This window comes from Paenibacillus sp. FSL R7-0026 (genome assembly GCF_038004485.1).
In the GTDB taxonomy this organism is placed as follows: Bacteria; Bacillota; Bacilli; order Paenibacillales; family Paenibacillaceae; genus Paenibacillus; species Paenibacillus xylanexedens_A.
The window spans coordinates 4,523,530-4,539,512 of the sequence record NZ_JBBORG010000001.1; the positions used below are offsets into that span (position 1 = coordinate 4,523,530).

17 protein-coding genes are annotated in these 15,983 nt (G+C 47.5%); 2 read left to right on the plus strand and 15 right to left on the minus strand.

The genetic code is table 11. The annotated features are described in order from the left end of the window. Positions 1-142 precede the first annotated feature (142 nt). The 15 genes from MKY44_RS20000 to spoVAC all read right to left on the minus strand — a co-directional run bounded on the left by MKY44_RS20000 (position 143) and on the right by spoVAC (position 13,483). Positions 143-913, minus strand: coding sequence for a class I SAM-dependent DNA methyltransferase (locus MKY44_RS20000; RefSeq protein ID WP_341008249.1), 771 nt, complete (start codon positions 911-913; stop codon positions 143-145). 358 nt (positions 914-1,271) lie between these two features. Continuing rightward, positions 1,272-2,177, minus strand: coding sequence for a CvfB family protein (locus MKY44_RS20005; RefSeq protein ID WP_036668546.1), 906 nt, complete (start codon positions 2,175-2,177; stop codon positions 1,272-1,274). Continuing rightward, positions 2,174-2,521 carry a ribosome silencing factor gene (rsfS, locus tag MKY44_RS20010; protein ID WP_036615136.1) on the minus strand — a complete coding sequence of 116 codons (348 nt, stop codon included), beginning with the start codon at positions 2,519-2,521 and terminating at the stop codon, positions 2,174-2,176. Before rsfS ends, MKY44_RS20005 begins: the two co-directional genes overlap by 4 nt. Before the next feature lie 190 nt (positions 2,522-2,711). Next, positions 2,712-3,278, minus strand: a complete 567-nt coding sequence (gene yqeK / locus MKY44_RS20015) for a bis(5'-nucleosyl)-tetraphosphatase (symmetrical) YqeK (protein WP_315937190.1) — start codon at positions 3,276-3,278, stop codon at positions 2,712-2,714. Next, positions 3,262-3,852 (minus strand): nicotinate-nucleotide adenylyltransferase, encoded by a 591-nt coding sequence (locus MKY44_RS20020; protein WP_341008251.1) that lies wholly within the window; start codon positions 3,850-3,852, stop codon positions 3,262-3,264. Before MKY44_RS20020 ends, yqeK begins: the two co-directional genes overlap by 17 nt. A gap of 15 nt (positions 3,853-3,867) precedes the next feature. Next, a complete protein-coding gene (yhbY, locus tag MKY44_RS20025) occupies positions 3,868-4,161 on the minus strand; it encodes a ribosome assembly RNA-binding protein YhbY (protein ID WP_017687186.1) in 294 nt (97 codons plus the stop codon). A 149-nt stretch (positions 4,162-4,310) separates the two neighbouring features. Beyond that, complete coding sequence (gene aroE / locus MKY44_RS20030; RefSeq protein ID WP_341008252.1) at positions 4,311-5,180, minus strand: shikimate dehydrogenase; 870 nt, start codon at positions 5,178-5,180, stop codon at positions 4,311-4,313. Between the two features lie 42 nt (positions 5,181-5,222). Continuing rightward, on the minus strand, positions 5,223-6,350 hold the full coding sequence (gene yqeH / locus MKY44_RS20035) for a ribosome biogenesis GTPase YqeH (protein ID WP_017687184.1): 1,128 nt from the start codon (positions 6,348-6,350) through the stop codon (positions 5,223-5,225). Continuing rightward, the gene (locus MKY44_RS20040; RefSeq protein ID WP_036615148.1) at positions 6,347-6,874 is read right to left on the minus strand and encodes a YqeG family HAD IIIA-type phosphatase; all 528 of its coding nucleotides are present in this window, start codon (positions 6,872-6,874) and stop codon (positions 6,347-6,349) included. The genes yqeH and MKY44_RS20040 overlap by 4 nt, the downstream gene beginning before the upstream one ends. A 110-nt stretch (positions 6,875-6,984) precedes the next feature. Then, entirely contained in the window at positions 6,985-9,198 is a 2,214-nt protein-coding gene (locus MKY44_RS20045; protein WP_341008253.1) for a DUF4129 domain-containing transglutaminase family protein, read from the minus strand. Further along, positions 9,195-10,442, minus strand: coding sequence for a DUF58 domain-containing protein (locus MKY44_RS20050; RefSeq protein ID WP_179086484.1), 1,248 nt, complete (start codon positions 10,440-10,442; stop codon positions 9,195-9,197). Before MKY44_RS20050 ends, MKY44_RS20045 begins: the two co-directional genes overlap by 4 nt. A gap of 3 nt (positions 10,443-10,445) precedes the next feature. After that, positions 10,446-11,402 carry an AAA family ATPase gene (locus tag MKY44_RS20055; protein ID WP_036615157.1) on the minus strand — a complete coding sequence of 319 codons (957 nt, stop codon included), beginning with the start codon at positions 11,400-11,402 and terminating at the stop codon, positions 10,446-10,448. A 208-nt stretch (positions 11,403-11,610) separates the two neighbouring features. Then, positions 11,611-11,961: a stage V sporulation protein AE gene (gene spoVAE / locus MKY44_RS20060; RefSeq protein ID WP_036615159.1), complete on the minus strand. Its 351-nt coding sequence runs from the start codon at positions 11,959-11,961 to the stop codon at positions 11,611-11,613. Positions 11,962-11,966: 5 nt separating this feature from the next. Then, entirely contained in the window at positions 11,967-12,983 is a 1,017-nt protein-coding gene (gene spoVAD, locus MKY44_RS20065; protein ID WP_341008254.1) for a stage V sporulation protein AD, read from the minus strand. Then, positions 12,980-13,483, minus strand: a complete 504-nt coding sequence (gene spoVAC / locus MKY44_RS20070; RefSeq protein WP_036615164.1) for a stage V sporulation protein AC — start codon at positions 13,481-13,483, stop codon at positions 12,980-12,982. Before spoVAC ends, spoVAD begins: the two co-directional genes overlap by 4 nt. A 786-nt stretch (positions 13,484-14,269) precedes the next feature. Here spoVAC and MKY44_RS20075 point away from each other — a divergent pair. Next, the gene (locus MKY44_RS20075; RefSeq protein WP_341008255.1) at positions 14,270-15,343 is read left to right on the plus strand and encodes a M42 family metallopeptidase; all 1,074 of its coding nucleotides are present in this window, start codon (positions 14,270-14,272) and stop codon (positions 15,341-15,343) included. Between the two features lie 228 nt (positions 15,344-15,571). Next, the gene (locus MKY44_RS20080; protein WP_036615167.1) at positions 15,572-15,892 is read left to right on the plus strand and encodes a hypothetical protein; all 321 of its coding nucleotides are present in this window, start codon (positions 15,572-15,574) and stop codon (positions 15,890-15,892) included. The last annotated feature ends 91 nt before the right edge of the window (positions 15,893-15,983 follow it).

Consider the following 15,983-nt stretch of genomic DNA (forward strand, 5'->3'; position numbering starts at 1 on the left):
GCAATACTTTTTGTCACGCTCGTGAGTCTTTTCTTGCATCCCTTTACCCTATTTAAGACTACTACTATTCATTCTCCATAAAAAATCAAACAAAAAACTGCCCTTATGCACCATACATAAGGACAGTTCTCATTATTTGCTCTTACTTCACAGCCACGTAGAACAAGCGCTGCGCGCTGTCTCCGGCCTCTTTCCATTCAAAATCCGCATATACCTTCACGTCTCTAAAACCTGCCTTGGATAACTCCAGCTTCATCCAGTCCGGATTATATGCACGCTGGACATGAACTTCTTCAAACCGCTGGTACATATCCTTGCTACCATCATCCACACGCGAAAAAATACTGAGATGATGCTCAATCTCACAGCGATCCTGGTCCAGATCACAAGTCCAAATATACGATACGGAGCGCTCATCCAATACAAAAGGCTGCTCTTCATCATAACGAATAAGGGTATTGGGATGATGCACATCAAACAGGAACGTACCATCAGGCTTCAGCATCTCGTATGTCCGCTGGAATGTTCGAATGACATCTTCTTGTTCAAGCAAATAATTGACACAATCACAGAAAGATATCACCGAATCCACAGGTTCTGGAACTCGCCATTCCCGCATATCCTGCTGCACCCAACGGACACTGCCCTCGCGATACAAGCGATGACCCTGAGGCGTAGCCTCCATCTTGCTGCGTGCAACCGACAGCATATCTGATGAGAGGTCAATGCCTGTAACTTCGAAACCGGAGTTCACGAGCGGGATCGTAATGGAGCCCGTTCCACAGCCAAGTTCAGCGACACTTTTGGGCATTCCATGCTTTTCCCATGCTGTTCTTGCAAACCTTATCCAGTCCGGATAAGGCATATCTTCCATTAATTCATCATACACATAGGCAAATTTCCGGTAAGACATGTCAGGCACCGCACTTTCAATTTCATTTTCGAATTGATCTATATAAGTTGAACTAAAGAATATTTACACTGTACACTCCAATGACAGAACAACCTTCCGATCGCTGTTATCCCCAGATTTTTTTGATTCCTTTTATAAAGGATTAAATCCGGGGATAAAGGCGAAGTGTATGCTTTCGAAGTAGCTTTCTTGCAGAAAGCTTTTAGCTCCGCTTCTTCAGGTTCTTTCTGTCCTCTCCGTTTCGTGTAAATGTTTAGTTCAATTTATATAACAAAAGAAAAAGCAGGGGCATCCGGTGTTTACCCAGCCTATCCCTGCCTTATCCGAGTTCCATATTACAACTATTTAATCAGGAAGATTACTTGTTTTCACTTTGATCCGCAGGAGCAGATTCGGACAGATACGTCCAGCTTTCCTTTTGGACCACCAATCCGTCTTTCATCAATTTGCCCAAGGCACGCTTGAAAGCAGACTTACTGATGCCAAAGCGCTGCTTGATGATATCCGGCGGAGTTGCATCCGAGTAAGGCATGCCGCCCATAGGACGCTCTTTCATAAAGGCGAGCAGCTTGTCTGCATCTTCGTTACGTCCAACTTGTTTGAGTTGAGTCATGGCCAGATTCACACGTCCGTCTTCACGTACCAGTGTCACCCGACATTTCACTTTCTCACCAAGACGCAGCATATGACTGCGTTCGGATGAATGAATCATACCAATTGCGCCAAAGCCCAGTACACCGCCCTCTACAAGTACAAAAGTACCCATCTGCAGTGGCTTGTATACCGTCGCTTCAACCCACTCGTTTAACCATGAAGTTGGCGCATGGAAAGACAATGGTGAAAGCTCACGTTCCCCGGCCAATTTGGCACGCAGACGTCCCTGCTTGTCATGTTCCATGATTACAAAGACTTCATCCCCCACTTGAGGACGCAGTTCTTCCAGTTCAGGCAATTCACGAATAGGAAGCAGCAATTGCCGTCCAAGTCCCATTTCAAGGAAACAGCCCAGTCGTGGGTGAACATCAGCCACAACCAGTCGTGCCATTTCGCCGAGCATGAGATAAGGCTTTTTCATCGTTACCGCCAGACGATCTTCGGTATCAAAGAATACAAATACCTCAAGCGTCTCACCAATCTTAATATCCCGCGTTAACTCGGTGTAGTGAAGCAGTACATCTTCCGATCCTGTCGTCAAAAAGAAGCCAAACGGAGACACTTCACGTGAAACCGGCAAAGAGACGACTGTTCCAGCAATCAAACTCATACAGTTTCCACCACTTTGGCATCAGACCATAGTCGTTCAATGTTGTAGTATTCACGCTCGTCACGGTGGAAGATATGAACAACAACATCGCCCATGTCCATCAGTACCCAACGTGCGGAATCCATACCTTCGATACCTTTGATCGTCGCTCCGGCTGCATGAGCCTGTTTGCGAATTTCAGTGGCAATGGCTTGTACCTGTGTATCGGAATTCCCGTGACAAATAACAAAATAATCTGCCACCAGAGAAACATTAATCAGATCCAACGCTACAATGTTGGATGCCTTTTTGTCGTCAGCGGCAGCAACCGCCATATTCATAAGTTCTTTCGATGATACTGTCATGAACCAACCTCCATAATCTATAATTGTGTGTTCAAAAAGATCAGTTTTCAGTACCGAGAAGATGGAATAAAGCTAGAAATGGAGTAGCGGAGCGTAGGCAAACTACGTGAGCAACGGACATTTCAGCTGAATTTCATCTTCGATGCTGATGATGCCGCTAGGCATCCTTCGTAAGCTTTTTGAACAACCTCTATAATTGTGCAATTAAGTCATTCCGCGACAGCATAGTCAAAGGATAAATGACACGGCGCTGCGAGATCAGCAAGCTGATCGTCGAATCGAATCCGGCAATTAAACCTTCCTCCAGACTACGTTCAGCCTGTTCGCGAATGTGATCTACTCCCGGGAAATCTCGTCCCGGTTCAATGTAATCGGCAAGACATACCACTTTGTCCAGCAAGCTCATGCCTACACGACCCGAGGTATGCCACCGGATGGCATTAATAACTTCGGAATCTTCCACACCGTAATCACGCTTGGCTACAAAAGCACCGACTTCGGAATGCCAGAGTTGTTTGTCATGCTGCAGAAGTTCCTGGTTTAATCCGTTATCACGGATGACCGCTTCCATCTCGGCTACGGGCCAGTACTTCGCCACATCATGCAATATCGCTGCCAAATCTGCTTTCACAGGATCAGCCCCGTATTTTTCAGCCAACATCACTGCAGATTCCATCACACCCAGTGTATGCTTCCAGCGTTTTTCCGGCATTTGTCCGGATACGGCTTGAATCAGTTCATCACGGCTTAGTGCCATATAAACCGCTCCTTACAATGTATTGGTGCACTTCATCAGGAATCATGAAGCGTACCGAATGTCCTTTGGCCAGACGTCTGCGTACGGCTGTCGATGAAATATCGACCAAGGGCATCTCGGCCAGCAGAACCCGATCCTGTAACTCGTCTGGTAAATCATCCAGATGTAACTGGAAGCCCGGCCGACCAACTCCGATAAAGGTTAAGCGTTCTGCAAGCTCTTCAATCTGCTCCCATTTGGGAAGATAGTACACCATATCCGCCCCGATAATGAAATAAAATTCATGTTCAGGATGGCGACGCCACAGTTCCTTCATCGTATCGATGGTATAAGACACTCCGCCCAATTCCATCTCGATACCCAGCACCTCATATTGCTGCACACCCTTCACAGCCGCTTCCGTCATATCAAGACGTTGCTGTCCCGAAGCTCCGGCTCCGCGTTTGTGAGGTGGAACATGGGAAGGCATGAACCAGATCTCATCCAGTGCATGTGAGTCCCTTGCCGCTTCAGCTGCCAGGAGGTGTCCCATGTGGATCGGATCAAACGTACCACCCATGATACCGATCTTCACCTACGTCACGCTCCCTTATCTAGGTAGTTCGATTTGTTTGTTATCGCGAGATTCTTTGTACAGGATGATTGTGTTACCGATGAGTTGTACAAGCTCACTTCCCGTTTCACGGGCAACTTCTTCTGCCATCTCTTTTCTGTCCTCATCATTGTTGTTCAACACTTGCACTTTCATCAATTCGCGCTTCTCAATCGCATCTTCGATGTGACGGAACAGGTGCTCGTTGGTTCCACCTTTACCAATCTGAAATACAGGGGTCAGGTGATGTGCCTGTGACCGCAAAAAGCGCTTTTGTTTACCGTTTAACATGAATACTCCATACTCCTTATGTTGAGCAGGCCCTGATCGACAGCGCAAAAACTGTCCGGACCTGACCATTCAATTATTATTTTTCAATGGTGAAAATGATCACTGAGTACACAAGGTGACTCCGATTGCATGTACTCTTGATATCATTTTCACACTTCAAAACTGTTTAGTACCGCTCGTCTCATCGTCTCCACAGGAGCCGGGATGCCAAGCCAATATTCAAAGGCCACTGCGCCTTGGTATACAAACATACCCAGACCACCGTGCACCGTGCATCCTCGCATCCGCGACTCTCGAAGCAGACGGGTCTCCAGCGGATTGTAGATCAGATCACTCACCGCCGCTCCTTCACGGATCAGTGTGGGATCAACCGGTACGTCATCAACATACGGGTGCATTCCTGCAGCGGTTGTGTTAATCACGATATCAGCCGTAGCCAGTACCGTCGCAACGTCTTCCATGCCACTGCCCGAGATTTCTCCCAAGCCATGCCCCCGCAAATCCGAAGCAAGTGCAATAGCCCTGTCCGCTGTACGGTTTAGGATATGGATCCGCTCAGGCTTCTCCAGTGCAAGTGCATATATGACACCTCTCGCTGCTCCTCCTGCTCCGAGTACAGCAATACGTTTACCAGCAAGCTCAGGCACAGCCTCTTCCTTCAGCGATCGGACATAACCAATACCATCCGTATTGTACCCTGTCAGTGTTCCACCTTCATTGACGATGGTATTCACCGCACCAATCAGGCGAGCACTTTCATCGATCACATCCAGATACTGCATCACCTGCTCTTTGTGCGGGATGGTGACATTAACACCACGATAGCCCAGTGCCACAATTCCCCGAACTGCCGCTTCCAGTTGATCCGGATGAACATGCAGTGGCATATACATTCCATTCACTCCTGCAGCCTGCAGAGCCGCATTGTGCATTGCCGGAGACTTGGAGTGAGCAATAGGATCACCCATAACACCAAGCAGCACGGGAAGTGAAGAGTTGAATTTGTTCTGCTCAGACATAGGTCCGCCTCCAATCCATCTGATGTACAGCTTCTGAGATTACTAGATCAATGATGGGCGGATCTGTACACGAATGCCTTTTGGAGCATGAACAGCAACAAGCGCTCCAATATCGCCATTAACCTTAATCCAGCCCAGACCCGAGATGAATACATCCGATTGACTGCCGCGTTTGATGCGGAATTCATGTCTGGTCCATTCAGCCATCTCTGCTGCATCCTCACGGGTTGGCGGAGACAACAATTCTCCCAGATGGTCGCGGTACAGATCATCTGCACGCTCCAGCTTCGTCCGGTGGATATCAAGCGCAGTGCTGATAAAACAAGTGAACGACTGGCGATCACCTTCCACAAAGTCAAATCGAGCCATGCCGCCGAAGAACAGCGTCTGACCGGAATTCAACTGATACACAGCCGGTTTAAGCGGTTTTTCCGGCATGATGGCAGCGAGATCCTTACGTGAAACAATCTCGCTGAAACGCCATGGATACACGATTCCAGGCGTATCAATGATATATTTTCCATCATCCAGCGGAATGTTTACCATATCCAGCGTCGTTCCCGGATAACGGGACGTGGTCAGTTCTTGCTCCAGATCGCTGTAATCACGGATCAGACGGTTAATCAGTGTGGATTTACCCACATTGGTACCGCCAACCACGTACACGTCACGATCTTCGCGATACGTTCCCACGAGCTCAAGCAGTCGGTCGAAGCCCTGATTTTGCTTCGCACTGCACAAGACTACATCCACTGTGCGCAAACCTTGTTCTTTGGCTTGCTTTTGTACCCAATTGCGAACCTTGTTCCAGTTGGTTACCTTCGGAAGCAAATCCGTTTTGTTCACAGCAAGCAATACTGGATTGTTACCTACAAAACGCTGCAGACCGGAGATAATACTGCCATCAAAGTCAAACAAATCAACGATATGGATGACAAGTGCATCCTTATCCCCGATTTTGCTAAGCAGCGCCAGGAATTCGTCCTGATCCACCGTAACGGATGATGACTCATTGTAGTTTTTGATGCGGAAACAGCGCTGGCATATAACCGGTTCACGATCCAACGCCTTCTCGGGGATAAACCCTGGTAATTCCGAATTTTCTGTTTGCAGATGCACGCCGCATCCGCTGCACCTTACGGCAAGATTGCCGTTATGCGGTTCTGTCATTTCTTCTTTTCCTCCTCAAGCCATAAGCCTTTCCTGCGTAAACTCGTTAGAGCAATCCGTTCCACGCGTCGATTGAAGCGGGTCATAAAACCTTCGTCCCCAATGGAGATTGGCAGTACCAGAACGGTATATAACCCCATTCGGTTCCCTCCATAAACGTCCGTAAGCATCTGATCGCCTACAACAATCGTGTTTTCAGGAGATAACTCCATCATTTTCATTGCTCTACGAAACGGTACATTCGATGGTTTGCGTGCACTATGCACAAACTGGATATCCAGCGGGGTCGCAAACAGGGATACACGATTCAAATTGTTATTGGACACAATCATCAGCTTGAAACCTGCCTCTTTCACACGTGCAAACCATTCAATCAGTTCGGGCGTGGCGTCAGGGGCTTTGGCTCCAACGAGTGTGTTATCCAGATCAGTTATAATTCCACGGTAGCCTTGAGCGTACAGCTCTTCCAGATTAATGTCAAAAACCGTGTCTACACGCAGCTTGGGCATTAACATTTTAAACAAAGAAGTCACCTCAGTTTCATACGACACACTATATCACAAATCCGTCTTTCCTGAAAATGCATACAGCGCCTGATGGCATAGGAAAAAAGGAAAAACGGGACGGGCAACAACTATGCCCGTTCCGCTTTCAGTTCCTTCCGCAGCTTCAAGGCAGTCTGATAGACGGCCTTCCAGTCGTCGGCTTTTACGGACGCCGGACTGTAACGAGTCTGTTCAAACTTCGTGAGAAGCTCATGCAATGTAGCTTCTGCAGCAGGTTTTGCCTGGCTCCAGCGGGCTACCGATTCACGAAGTGTCTCGTCTCCGCTCCGGGTCAACCCTTTGCGTTTCACATACTGAATCCAACGCTCGGTCTCTGCCACTACCTTCTGTTCAGGGGTGAGCGGTCCACCTGTCCGTAGACGAAGCAGGAAGAATCGCATGGAGAAACGATTACGCCAGAACATATAGGCTACCCACAATACAATAATGGCTCCTGCAGCCCAGATAACAAAAGTCGGGATGGCAGACGATGTCTGCTCAGGTGCAGGGGTCTGCTCTTCCTCTTGTACCGGCTCCTCTTCTGGCTCTTCTTCTGGCTCATCTACAGGCTGTACATCAGGCTGTTCCGTTAGCAGCGGCATATCAAAGCCCGGCGTTGCTTCAACAGGAATCCATCCATACTCACCAAAGTAAACCTCTGCCCAGGAGTGTGCATCTGCATTGGTAACGGTGTAGGTCGTCTCAATCTCCGCGCCAGGTTGACGTGGAGCCTGCATGTCCGAATTCAGGGACAGTTGTCCAGGCGCATAACCTTTAACCCACCTTGCAGGAATGCCCTCCGAGCGCGCCATCATCACCAGCGCAGTGGAGAAGTAATCACAGTAGCCTTCCATAATATCGAACAGGAAACCTTCCACAAAGTCGCCGCTTACTTTTCGAGATAAATCCGGATTGTTCGTGTATTCAAAATTAGTTTGTAAATAGTTTTGCAGTAATGCCACTTTTTCATACGGAGTATTCGCAGATGCCGTTATCTCGGCTGCCAGATCCGAAACCCGGTCAGGGAAACGGGATGGTAACTGCAAGTACATATCATCTGCCGGATTACTGTTATACAGATCTTCAAATGACTTTGTACGAAGCTCATCTTCCACAATCACAGGGGCTTCCGATACGATAGTATATGTCTTGGGATACTGTGGTTGCTGACGGTCTGTCACCACATGCAGTTCAGCCTGTTCGGCATTCCACAACATCCGATCCGTTCTGTCTTCACCATTAATCGAGCTAACTTCCGAGATTGAATAAGCACCAAAGAGAATCGGATAGACATTATCATTCAGCATCGTTACGTTCTGAGTCACTTGTTTGGTATTCACATTACCGGATTCTTGGTTCTCCAGAGGCTGTCCGGCTTCAACATTCTCTGTCGCACCCCGTCCACGGTCATCCCAGCCTGTGCCTGTATACTCTGCACGTGTCTCACCACGCCAGTAACTGCGCTCATTGGTCGTGACAGACATGACAGGGGTATAGTCGAAGTTAAAACCTCCACCCAGCTGATTGTCTTCCCTGCTGTATCCCGATTCGGTAGCCGCGGGAATATCAAGGTTTCCGTTACCAGCCTGACTTGTGGAAGTTCCGGTATAGTTACGCCACGCCGTGTATGGGTCCGTCAAGGTGGGTGGAATCTCCGGCATATTAACGCTGGCTACAATAATCAAAGAAAAGATAATAGCAATATTGGCCAGGACTTTATAAGGATACCGGATGATCCGTTTCCAACCTTGAGGATACTGTAGCTGATAGTTACGGAAATGCTGACATACGAGCCATCCCATCCCCGCAAACATCACCCACGCGATTTCAATCCAGAGTGGAATCTGGGTGAAAGAATCGAGAATCCCCATCGAAATGATGTTAACACCCAGAAAAACAAGAATGCGACGTGTTGTGGTCACGAGTCGAAGCGCAGCTTCAAGCATCACCCATGCACACAAGGAGAACCAGATGTACGGCGTCATGTGTAATATGAATTGCTCCGCTCGGTCTGTTAAAGAGCCATAAGGGATGTACACCGTATAATCGATCAGCGTTTTATGCAAAATGTAACCAACAACGACCGCCTTGATAATCGCGCGATATATCGTTTTGAAGGGCAGAATGACCTCCAGCACACTGACTGCTGCAAGTGTCCATAACACCAGAGAAGTGGTCTCCGTGTACCACGATTCCTGCGTAAATGAAATCCACTGCATTCCAATCAGGAAAATCCAGAGCAATGACGCTGCATGATACCAGGATCGTTTGCCTGTAACACTTTCAATTCCTTTTGTACTCATACAGAACCTCCCCCCATCACCGTTGGAAGCTCCTGCAAGTGAGAAACAGTGAATGACCTCGTGCCTCTTCCACGCAACATGGCATTCCACTCGGCACTCCGGCGGGATTCACTGGTATCGATCAGAATATGACATGGAGTCATGCCCCGCGTATCGGCCCAGCGCAACAGTTCCATTATTTTTTCATCCTTCTGGGGAGAAATCACGACAAAGTAAGCTCCCTGAGGCAGTTGACGTGCAATTCTTTCCACGCCGGGCAACAGATGGGTATCCTGACCGTTATATTGAATATCCACCAGATGATGCATCATCTTCTGTCGTTCCATCAGACTTTCACTGGGGGCCATGAAGGATGTCTGGTCTGACAATGTCAACAACCCCATCCCCATTCGTTCCCTTACACCATACTCCAGCAGAGAGGCAGCCGTGGAAACGGCAATTTCGAATGCATCCCCATGTTCATAACTTGATGCCAGCGCATCCAAAACCAGAACGGTTTTGGGCACAGACTCATGTTCAAACTCCTTGGACTTCCAGTTCCCTGTCTTTGCCGTTGCATTCCAGTGAATGCGGGAAAGTCGATCTCCGTATACGTAGTCACGTACACCATTGATCTGAGTGGTCTCTCTCCGTGAACGGGTTAACGCCGTCTGAGGACCGGATAACCGTGATTTGCGGTCGTAGAGCTGCCAATATGGAATAAATACCGTTCTTGGCAGTACGCGAAACTCACCTTTGGCCTTAAACTTTCCTCGATGTTCAATCAGTCCAAATATGTCCTCGCTGGCACATTCCGTTTCTGAAAAAACATACTTCCCCCGCTCAAGTGGCGGCGTCTGAAATGACAGCTCCCCATTACCTCGCATATTGGGAATCAAACTTTCCTTGAACGACCACGATTCTCCGTTATGCCGATGCAGCATTTCACGCACAACAACATAGGGAAGCGGGAGGAATCCCGGAATCGTCAGACTCAGCTGTACTTGAACCTGGTCACCCGCATGCAGCAATTCTTCGTGGTCTGGACCAGAAGATAACCTACGAACTCCTTGAGCACGTCTTACCCCGCTAAATCCAGCAATGGCAAGGTACACACAGAGCAGGGTCACCATCGACAGCAACATAAGGGATGTCTTCCCGCCCTGAAACAAAACATAAGCCAGACAGCACATCCACACCATAGCGATGCTCCATACGCGTGGGTGGCGTAACCCTCTATTGACTGTTCTCAAAAGCGGCTTCATGAACTATTGCCCCATGGAGACGGGCACGCGTACTTGCTGGAGTACGGCATTCAAAACGGCCTCGGAACTCATACTGTCCAGTCTCGATTCGGGACGAAGCACAATACGATGAGAGATCACATAAGGGGCCATCGTTTTCACATCATCCGGAAGCACATAATCACGTTCCTGCAAGAAAGCAAAGGCTTTTACGGCCATCATGAACGATATGGCTGCCCGTGGGCTGGCACCCAGCAATACAGATGGGTGGGAGCGAGTTTGACGAACAACATCCAGCAAATAGTCCATAACCGGATCACCGATAAAGACCTCTTTAATCTCCTGCTGGATTGCCGAGATCTGGTCCATATGAGTCACGGATTCAAGGCGATCTACAGGCTGACCGAGCTGATGCTGTTTCAATAGGATTTTCTCAATTTCTTTATCGGGATAACCTAGACTTATTTTCAACATAAACCGGTCGAGTTGGGCTTCCGGCAAAGTATACGTACCTTCAAAATCAATCGGATTCTGAGTTGCACAGAGCATGAATGGATGTGGCAGATCATACGTATCGCCATCAACGGTTACGCTGCGCTCCTCCATCACTTCGAGCAGAGCCGATTGGGTTTTTGTTGTGGCCCGGTTAATCTCATCAGCTAGCAAAATGTTGGTCATCACAGGACCTGGCCGGAAATAAAAACGCTCATCCTTCGGATGGAACACAGATACGCCCGTAATATCACTAGGTAAAATATCAGGATTACATTGAATACGCCGGTACTCACCACGCATAGATTTCGATAATGCCTTGATTAACTGCGTTTTGCCAGTTCCCGGTACGTCTTCAATCAGAACGTGCCCGCCTGCAAGCAAAGCTGTAAGTAAAAGTTGAATTTCAAAGGATTTCCCCATAATACAGGATTCCAGATTAGAACGAACTGCGGATATGATTTGGATCGACTCTTTGCGCACAGGCATGTGGTCTAACCTCCTAAAAAAGCATACAGATTTCCTTTTATTGTACATGATCCAGAGTCACGAGTACACTCGAAGGAACTCACAATTTGTTTCCAGCCCGTCAGATTCACCGCAGTTCTCGCATGAATACGACAAAAAAGCCCCGGATAAAAGTTATCCGAAGCCTCTGCTGAATCGCAATATGTTTAAGTAGATTTCTCATTCTATGTTAGCCTTTTGGTCTAACGACCAATGCCGCGAGAAAAGAAAAGATGATCGCTGACGATATTCCCGCCGCAGTCAGGTCAAAAATCCCTGTAATCACACCCAGCCATCCCTCTTTTTCCAGCTCCGTCAATGCCCCGTGCACCAAGGAATTACCGAAACTTGTGATGGGGATGGTAGCACCCGCACCTGCAAATTTAACCAAGGGGTCATACACGCCAAATGCATCCGCAAGCGCACCTGTTACAACAAGTGTACTCATGGTATGAGCTGGCGTCAGTTTAACCCCATCCATTAGAAGCTGTCCGATAACACAGATTAAACCGCCAACAATAAATGCCCACAAGAACTGCATTACCTTTATCCCTCCATTTCTATGGCTACGGCATGTGCGATACAAGGAATACTTTCACCCTGCTGGTACGATATTGGAGACAACAGTGCCCCGGTAGCTACGACGAGCACCCGTTTAAGATCACCCTTCTGCATTCGGTTCAAAATGTGACCATAGGTGACGGTGGCAGAACATCCGCAGCCACTTCCCCCGGCAACCACATAAGGCTGTTTCTCCCGATCATAGATCATCAGGCCGCAGTCATTAAATACCGTCTGTTCCATGGGAATGCCTTCTTTTTGCAAAAGCTCTTTTGTAATAGGCAGACCGACGGAAGCCAGATCCCCAGTCACAATGAGATCATAATAGCCGGGTTCCAATCCCGTATCCCTGAAATGAGAGATTATAGTGTCGGCTGCTGCTGGCGCCATGGCTGAACCCATATTAAAGGGATCCTTGATGCCCAAGTCCATAATGCGTCCAATGGTGGCTTTGGTAACAACGGGACCATCACCAGTACGGGAGACCACACCACACCCTGCTCCTGTGACGGTATATTGCGCATAAGGCGGCTTTTGGGAGCCATACTCCGTCGGATACCGAAATTGTTTCTCCACCGTACAGTTATGGCTCACCGTTCCTGCAAGGACATAATCTCCAGCTCCGGAGTCAACAATCATGGAGGCCAGAGCTAATGTTTCCATGGATGTGGAGCAAGCACCAAAGACACCCAGGTAAGGTACACCCAGTTTTCGTGCTGAAAAGGAACTGCTGATAATCTGATTCATCAGATCTCCACCAACAAAAAATTGAAGCTCTTCCTTGGTGATATTTGCATTAACCAAAGCCAGTTGGGAGGCCTGTTCGAGCAGTTTGCGTTCTCCCTTTTCCCACGTTTTCTCGCCGATCTCGAGGTTGTCGTAGACATAATCGAAATCAGATGACAGTGGACCCTCGCCTTCTTCTGGTCCTACAACTGCGGCTTTACCGATGATCCGCGGACGATTTTCAAACTGCCATGTCTGGCGACCCAATCGCTTCATAGGTGCCCACCTCCAAATCCTAAAAAGGCGTAAACAATCCCTACGACAAATGCTGCCACGACACCAAACACAATAACGGAACCAGCAAGTTTAAACATGTTGGCCCCTACACCGAGCACCAATCCTTCAGCACGATGTTCCAGTGCAGCGGAACACATGGAATTGGCAAAGCCGGTAACCGGCACAGCAGTTCCTGCTCCTGCCCATTGAGCCATTTTATCGTAAACGCCGAGACACGTTAGAATAACCGATATGAGAATCATGACCGCTACCGTAGGACTGGAAGCTTCCTTCGATGTCATGTCGAAACCGGCCATAAAAGCCTCTTGAATGGCCTGTCCAATCAAACAGACGGTACCCCCAACCAGAAATGCTTTGAGGCAATTTTTCAGGATTGGACGAGGCGGCTCATGTTTTTTTGCGACTTTTTTGTACTCCTTTTCATCCATGGACAGGGACGACGATTTTTTTTCGCTTCCGGATGCAGATTGAGCTGGCAAGATACAAGACCTCCTCTATGTGAAAATGGTTCAAAGCTACGGCTGAATGCCAATGTGTGTAATCCTATATTCATTGTTTGTTAATAATCGGAAGGTTATGTATCCGGCGACAGACAGCATATGTTTCCAACAAGATCATGTTGTGAAAGCAAGATGGGAACACGCCGGATCTGAGGACCTTTAGATACGTCTATAAATAAAGAAGAACAATCACGAGCAAGATAAAAAGAACGATAAACAGTACTTTTTCCGTGCCCTCTTCTGGAGGCTTCATTGGATATTTAGCTCCTTCCTGTAGACAGAAAAACAAATATTGAAATATAGAACTTCACAAAATGATGACATCTCCTCCATATATTCATATTCATTGAAGTGGCATCAGGACTGCGACTACAGCGGATAGAGTCATGAAACTTGGACACGGTAAGCGCCCAAAATATGCCTTAAATACGTGACATAAACATGGACAATCACTTGCGCAAGGTTCATACTGTAATGTGACCAGTGGTTAAATAACAAGTCCTCAGCATATTAAAGTGCATGTTCAAAAAGTCTAGTTTTCAGTACCAAGAAGATGGGATGAAGATAGAAATGGAGTAGCGGAGCGTAGGCAAACTACGTGAGCAACGGACATTTCGGCTGAATTTCATATTCGATGCTGATCATGCCGTTAGGCATGATTCGTAATCAAAAGTGGACTTTTTGAATTACATCTTAAAAGGACAACAGGCGGGTAGCCGTTCTACTGTGACCTGAAATACATACCAACAGAGGAGTTGTTGACACATGAATGAAAAAACGATGGATATGTTCCGTACGTTGACGGAATTTCCTTCCGCATCCGGTTTTGAACGTGAGCTTCGCGGCTGGATGAAAGATAAGCTTTCCGCTTATACCGATGAGTTCGTCCAGGATCGCCTGGGGAGTCTATTTGGTGTATTACGCGGGGAGGAATCCGGTCCTAAAGTTATGGTAGCCGGACACTTTGACGAAGTAGGTTTCATGACTACAGGCATTACGGAAACGGGTATGGTCAAATTCCGTCCACTGGGTGGGTGGTGGAGTCAGGCTGTACTGTCTCAGCGACTGGAAATCATCACACCTGATCGTCGGATTACCGGAGTTGTAGGTTCTACTCCTACACACTTGCTGGACGAGTCCCAGCGGAACAAACCTGTTGATTTGAATTCCATGTATCTCGATATTGGAGCAGACAACCGTGAAGAAGCAGAATCTTGGGGCATTCATCCAGGGATGCAGATCGTACCAATCTGTGAATTCACGCCGATGGCGAACCCGAAGAAAATTATGGCTAAAGCGTGGGATAATCGTTACGGCGTAGGACTTGCACTTGAACTGGTTGAAGCGCTGCACAAGGAAAAACTACCTAACACACTTTACGCTGGTGCAACGGTTCAGGAAGAACTGGGGCTTCGCGGTGCACGTACGGCGGCCAATCTGATTCAGCCTGATATCTTCTTTGCACTTGACTGTAGCGCGGCGAATGATATGACAGGTGACAAACAGTCATTTGGACATATCGGAGAAGGCGCATTGCTTCGTATTTTTGACCCGGGCATGTTCACCCATCGCGGAATGGTGGAATATGTTCAAGATACGGCTTCATCCAATCAGATCAAAATGCAATATTTCATCTCACCAGGTGGTACCGATGCAGGTCAAGTACACCTGAGTGGAATTGGTGTACCATCAACAGTTATTGGTATCTGCGCTCGTTATATCCACACCTCTTCTTCCATCATTCATACGGATGACTACGATGCGGCCAAAGAGCTGATTGTGAAGCTGGTCAAAGGTCTGGATCGGACAACGATGAATACCATAATTAATAACGCGTAACAGTTGACAAGAGACCTCCTAACTATATCGGGAGGTCTCTTTTTTATATCCACAACTATATCAGTTGGACACATTTACACGAGAAAGGTTATTCTGTCATTCGGAGTGGAAAGTGAAAATATTTTTTAGTTCAACGTACGTAGATTAATAGGCCGAACATTATATGGGATTACACATAAGATACAATAACGGAAGATGAATTAAACACCAAACAGCGGGGGACCTGTTATGGCAGTGAGAAGGAATGGAAAATCGAATAAAGGTTCCAAAAAAACAAATGCCGCAAACACCCTTCTCAATGGCAACCTTAAAGGAAGAAATCTGGAACTTATCGTTGCAGCATTACTGGTAAGTGGGAAGTTAAGAGTGGATGCGGTCACGTTGTTTCGAGAAGCTACACTGGTCGTTGAACTGGTCGGGCAGTATAAATCGCTACAAAATATTACACCCTCGAATCAAGATAAACTGGTGCAATTCCTCGATGAGATCGGTGGCGATATGACGTTGAATGACGTTATACGGGCTTTCCAACAGAGAATCAATTCCTAAACGCTAAGAAATGAGGTTGAAGTGATGTCTGACTTTGACGGAAATGGGTTCGCTGAACTACTGATCATTGTCATTCTTGTTGTTTTATTTG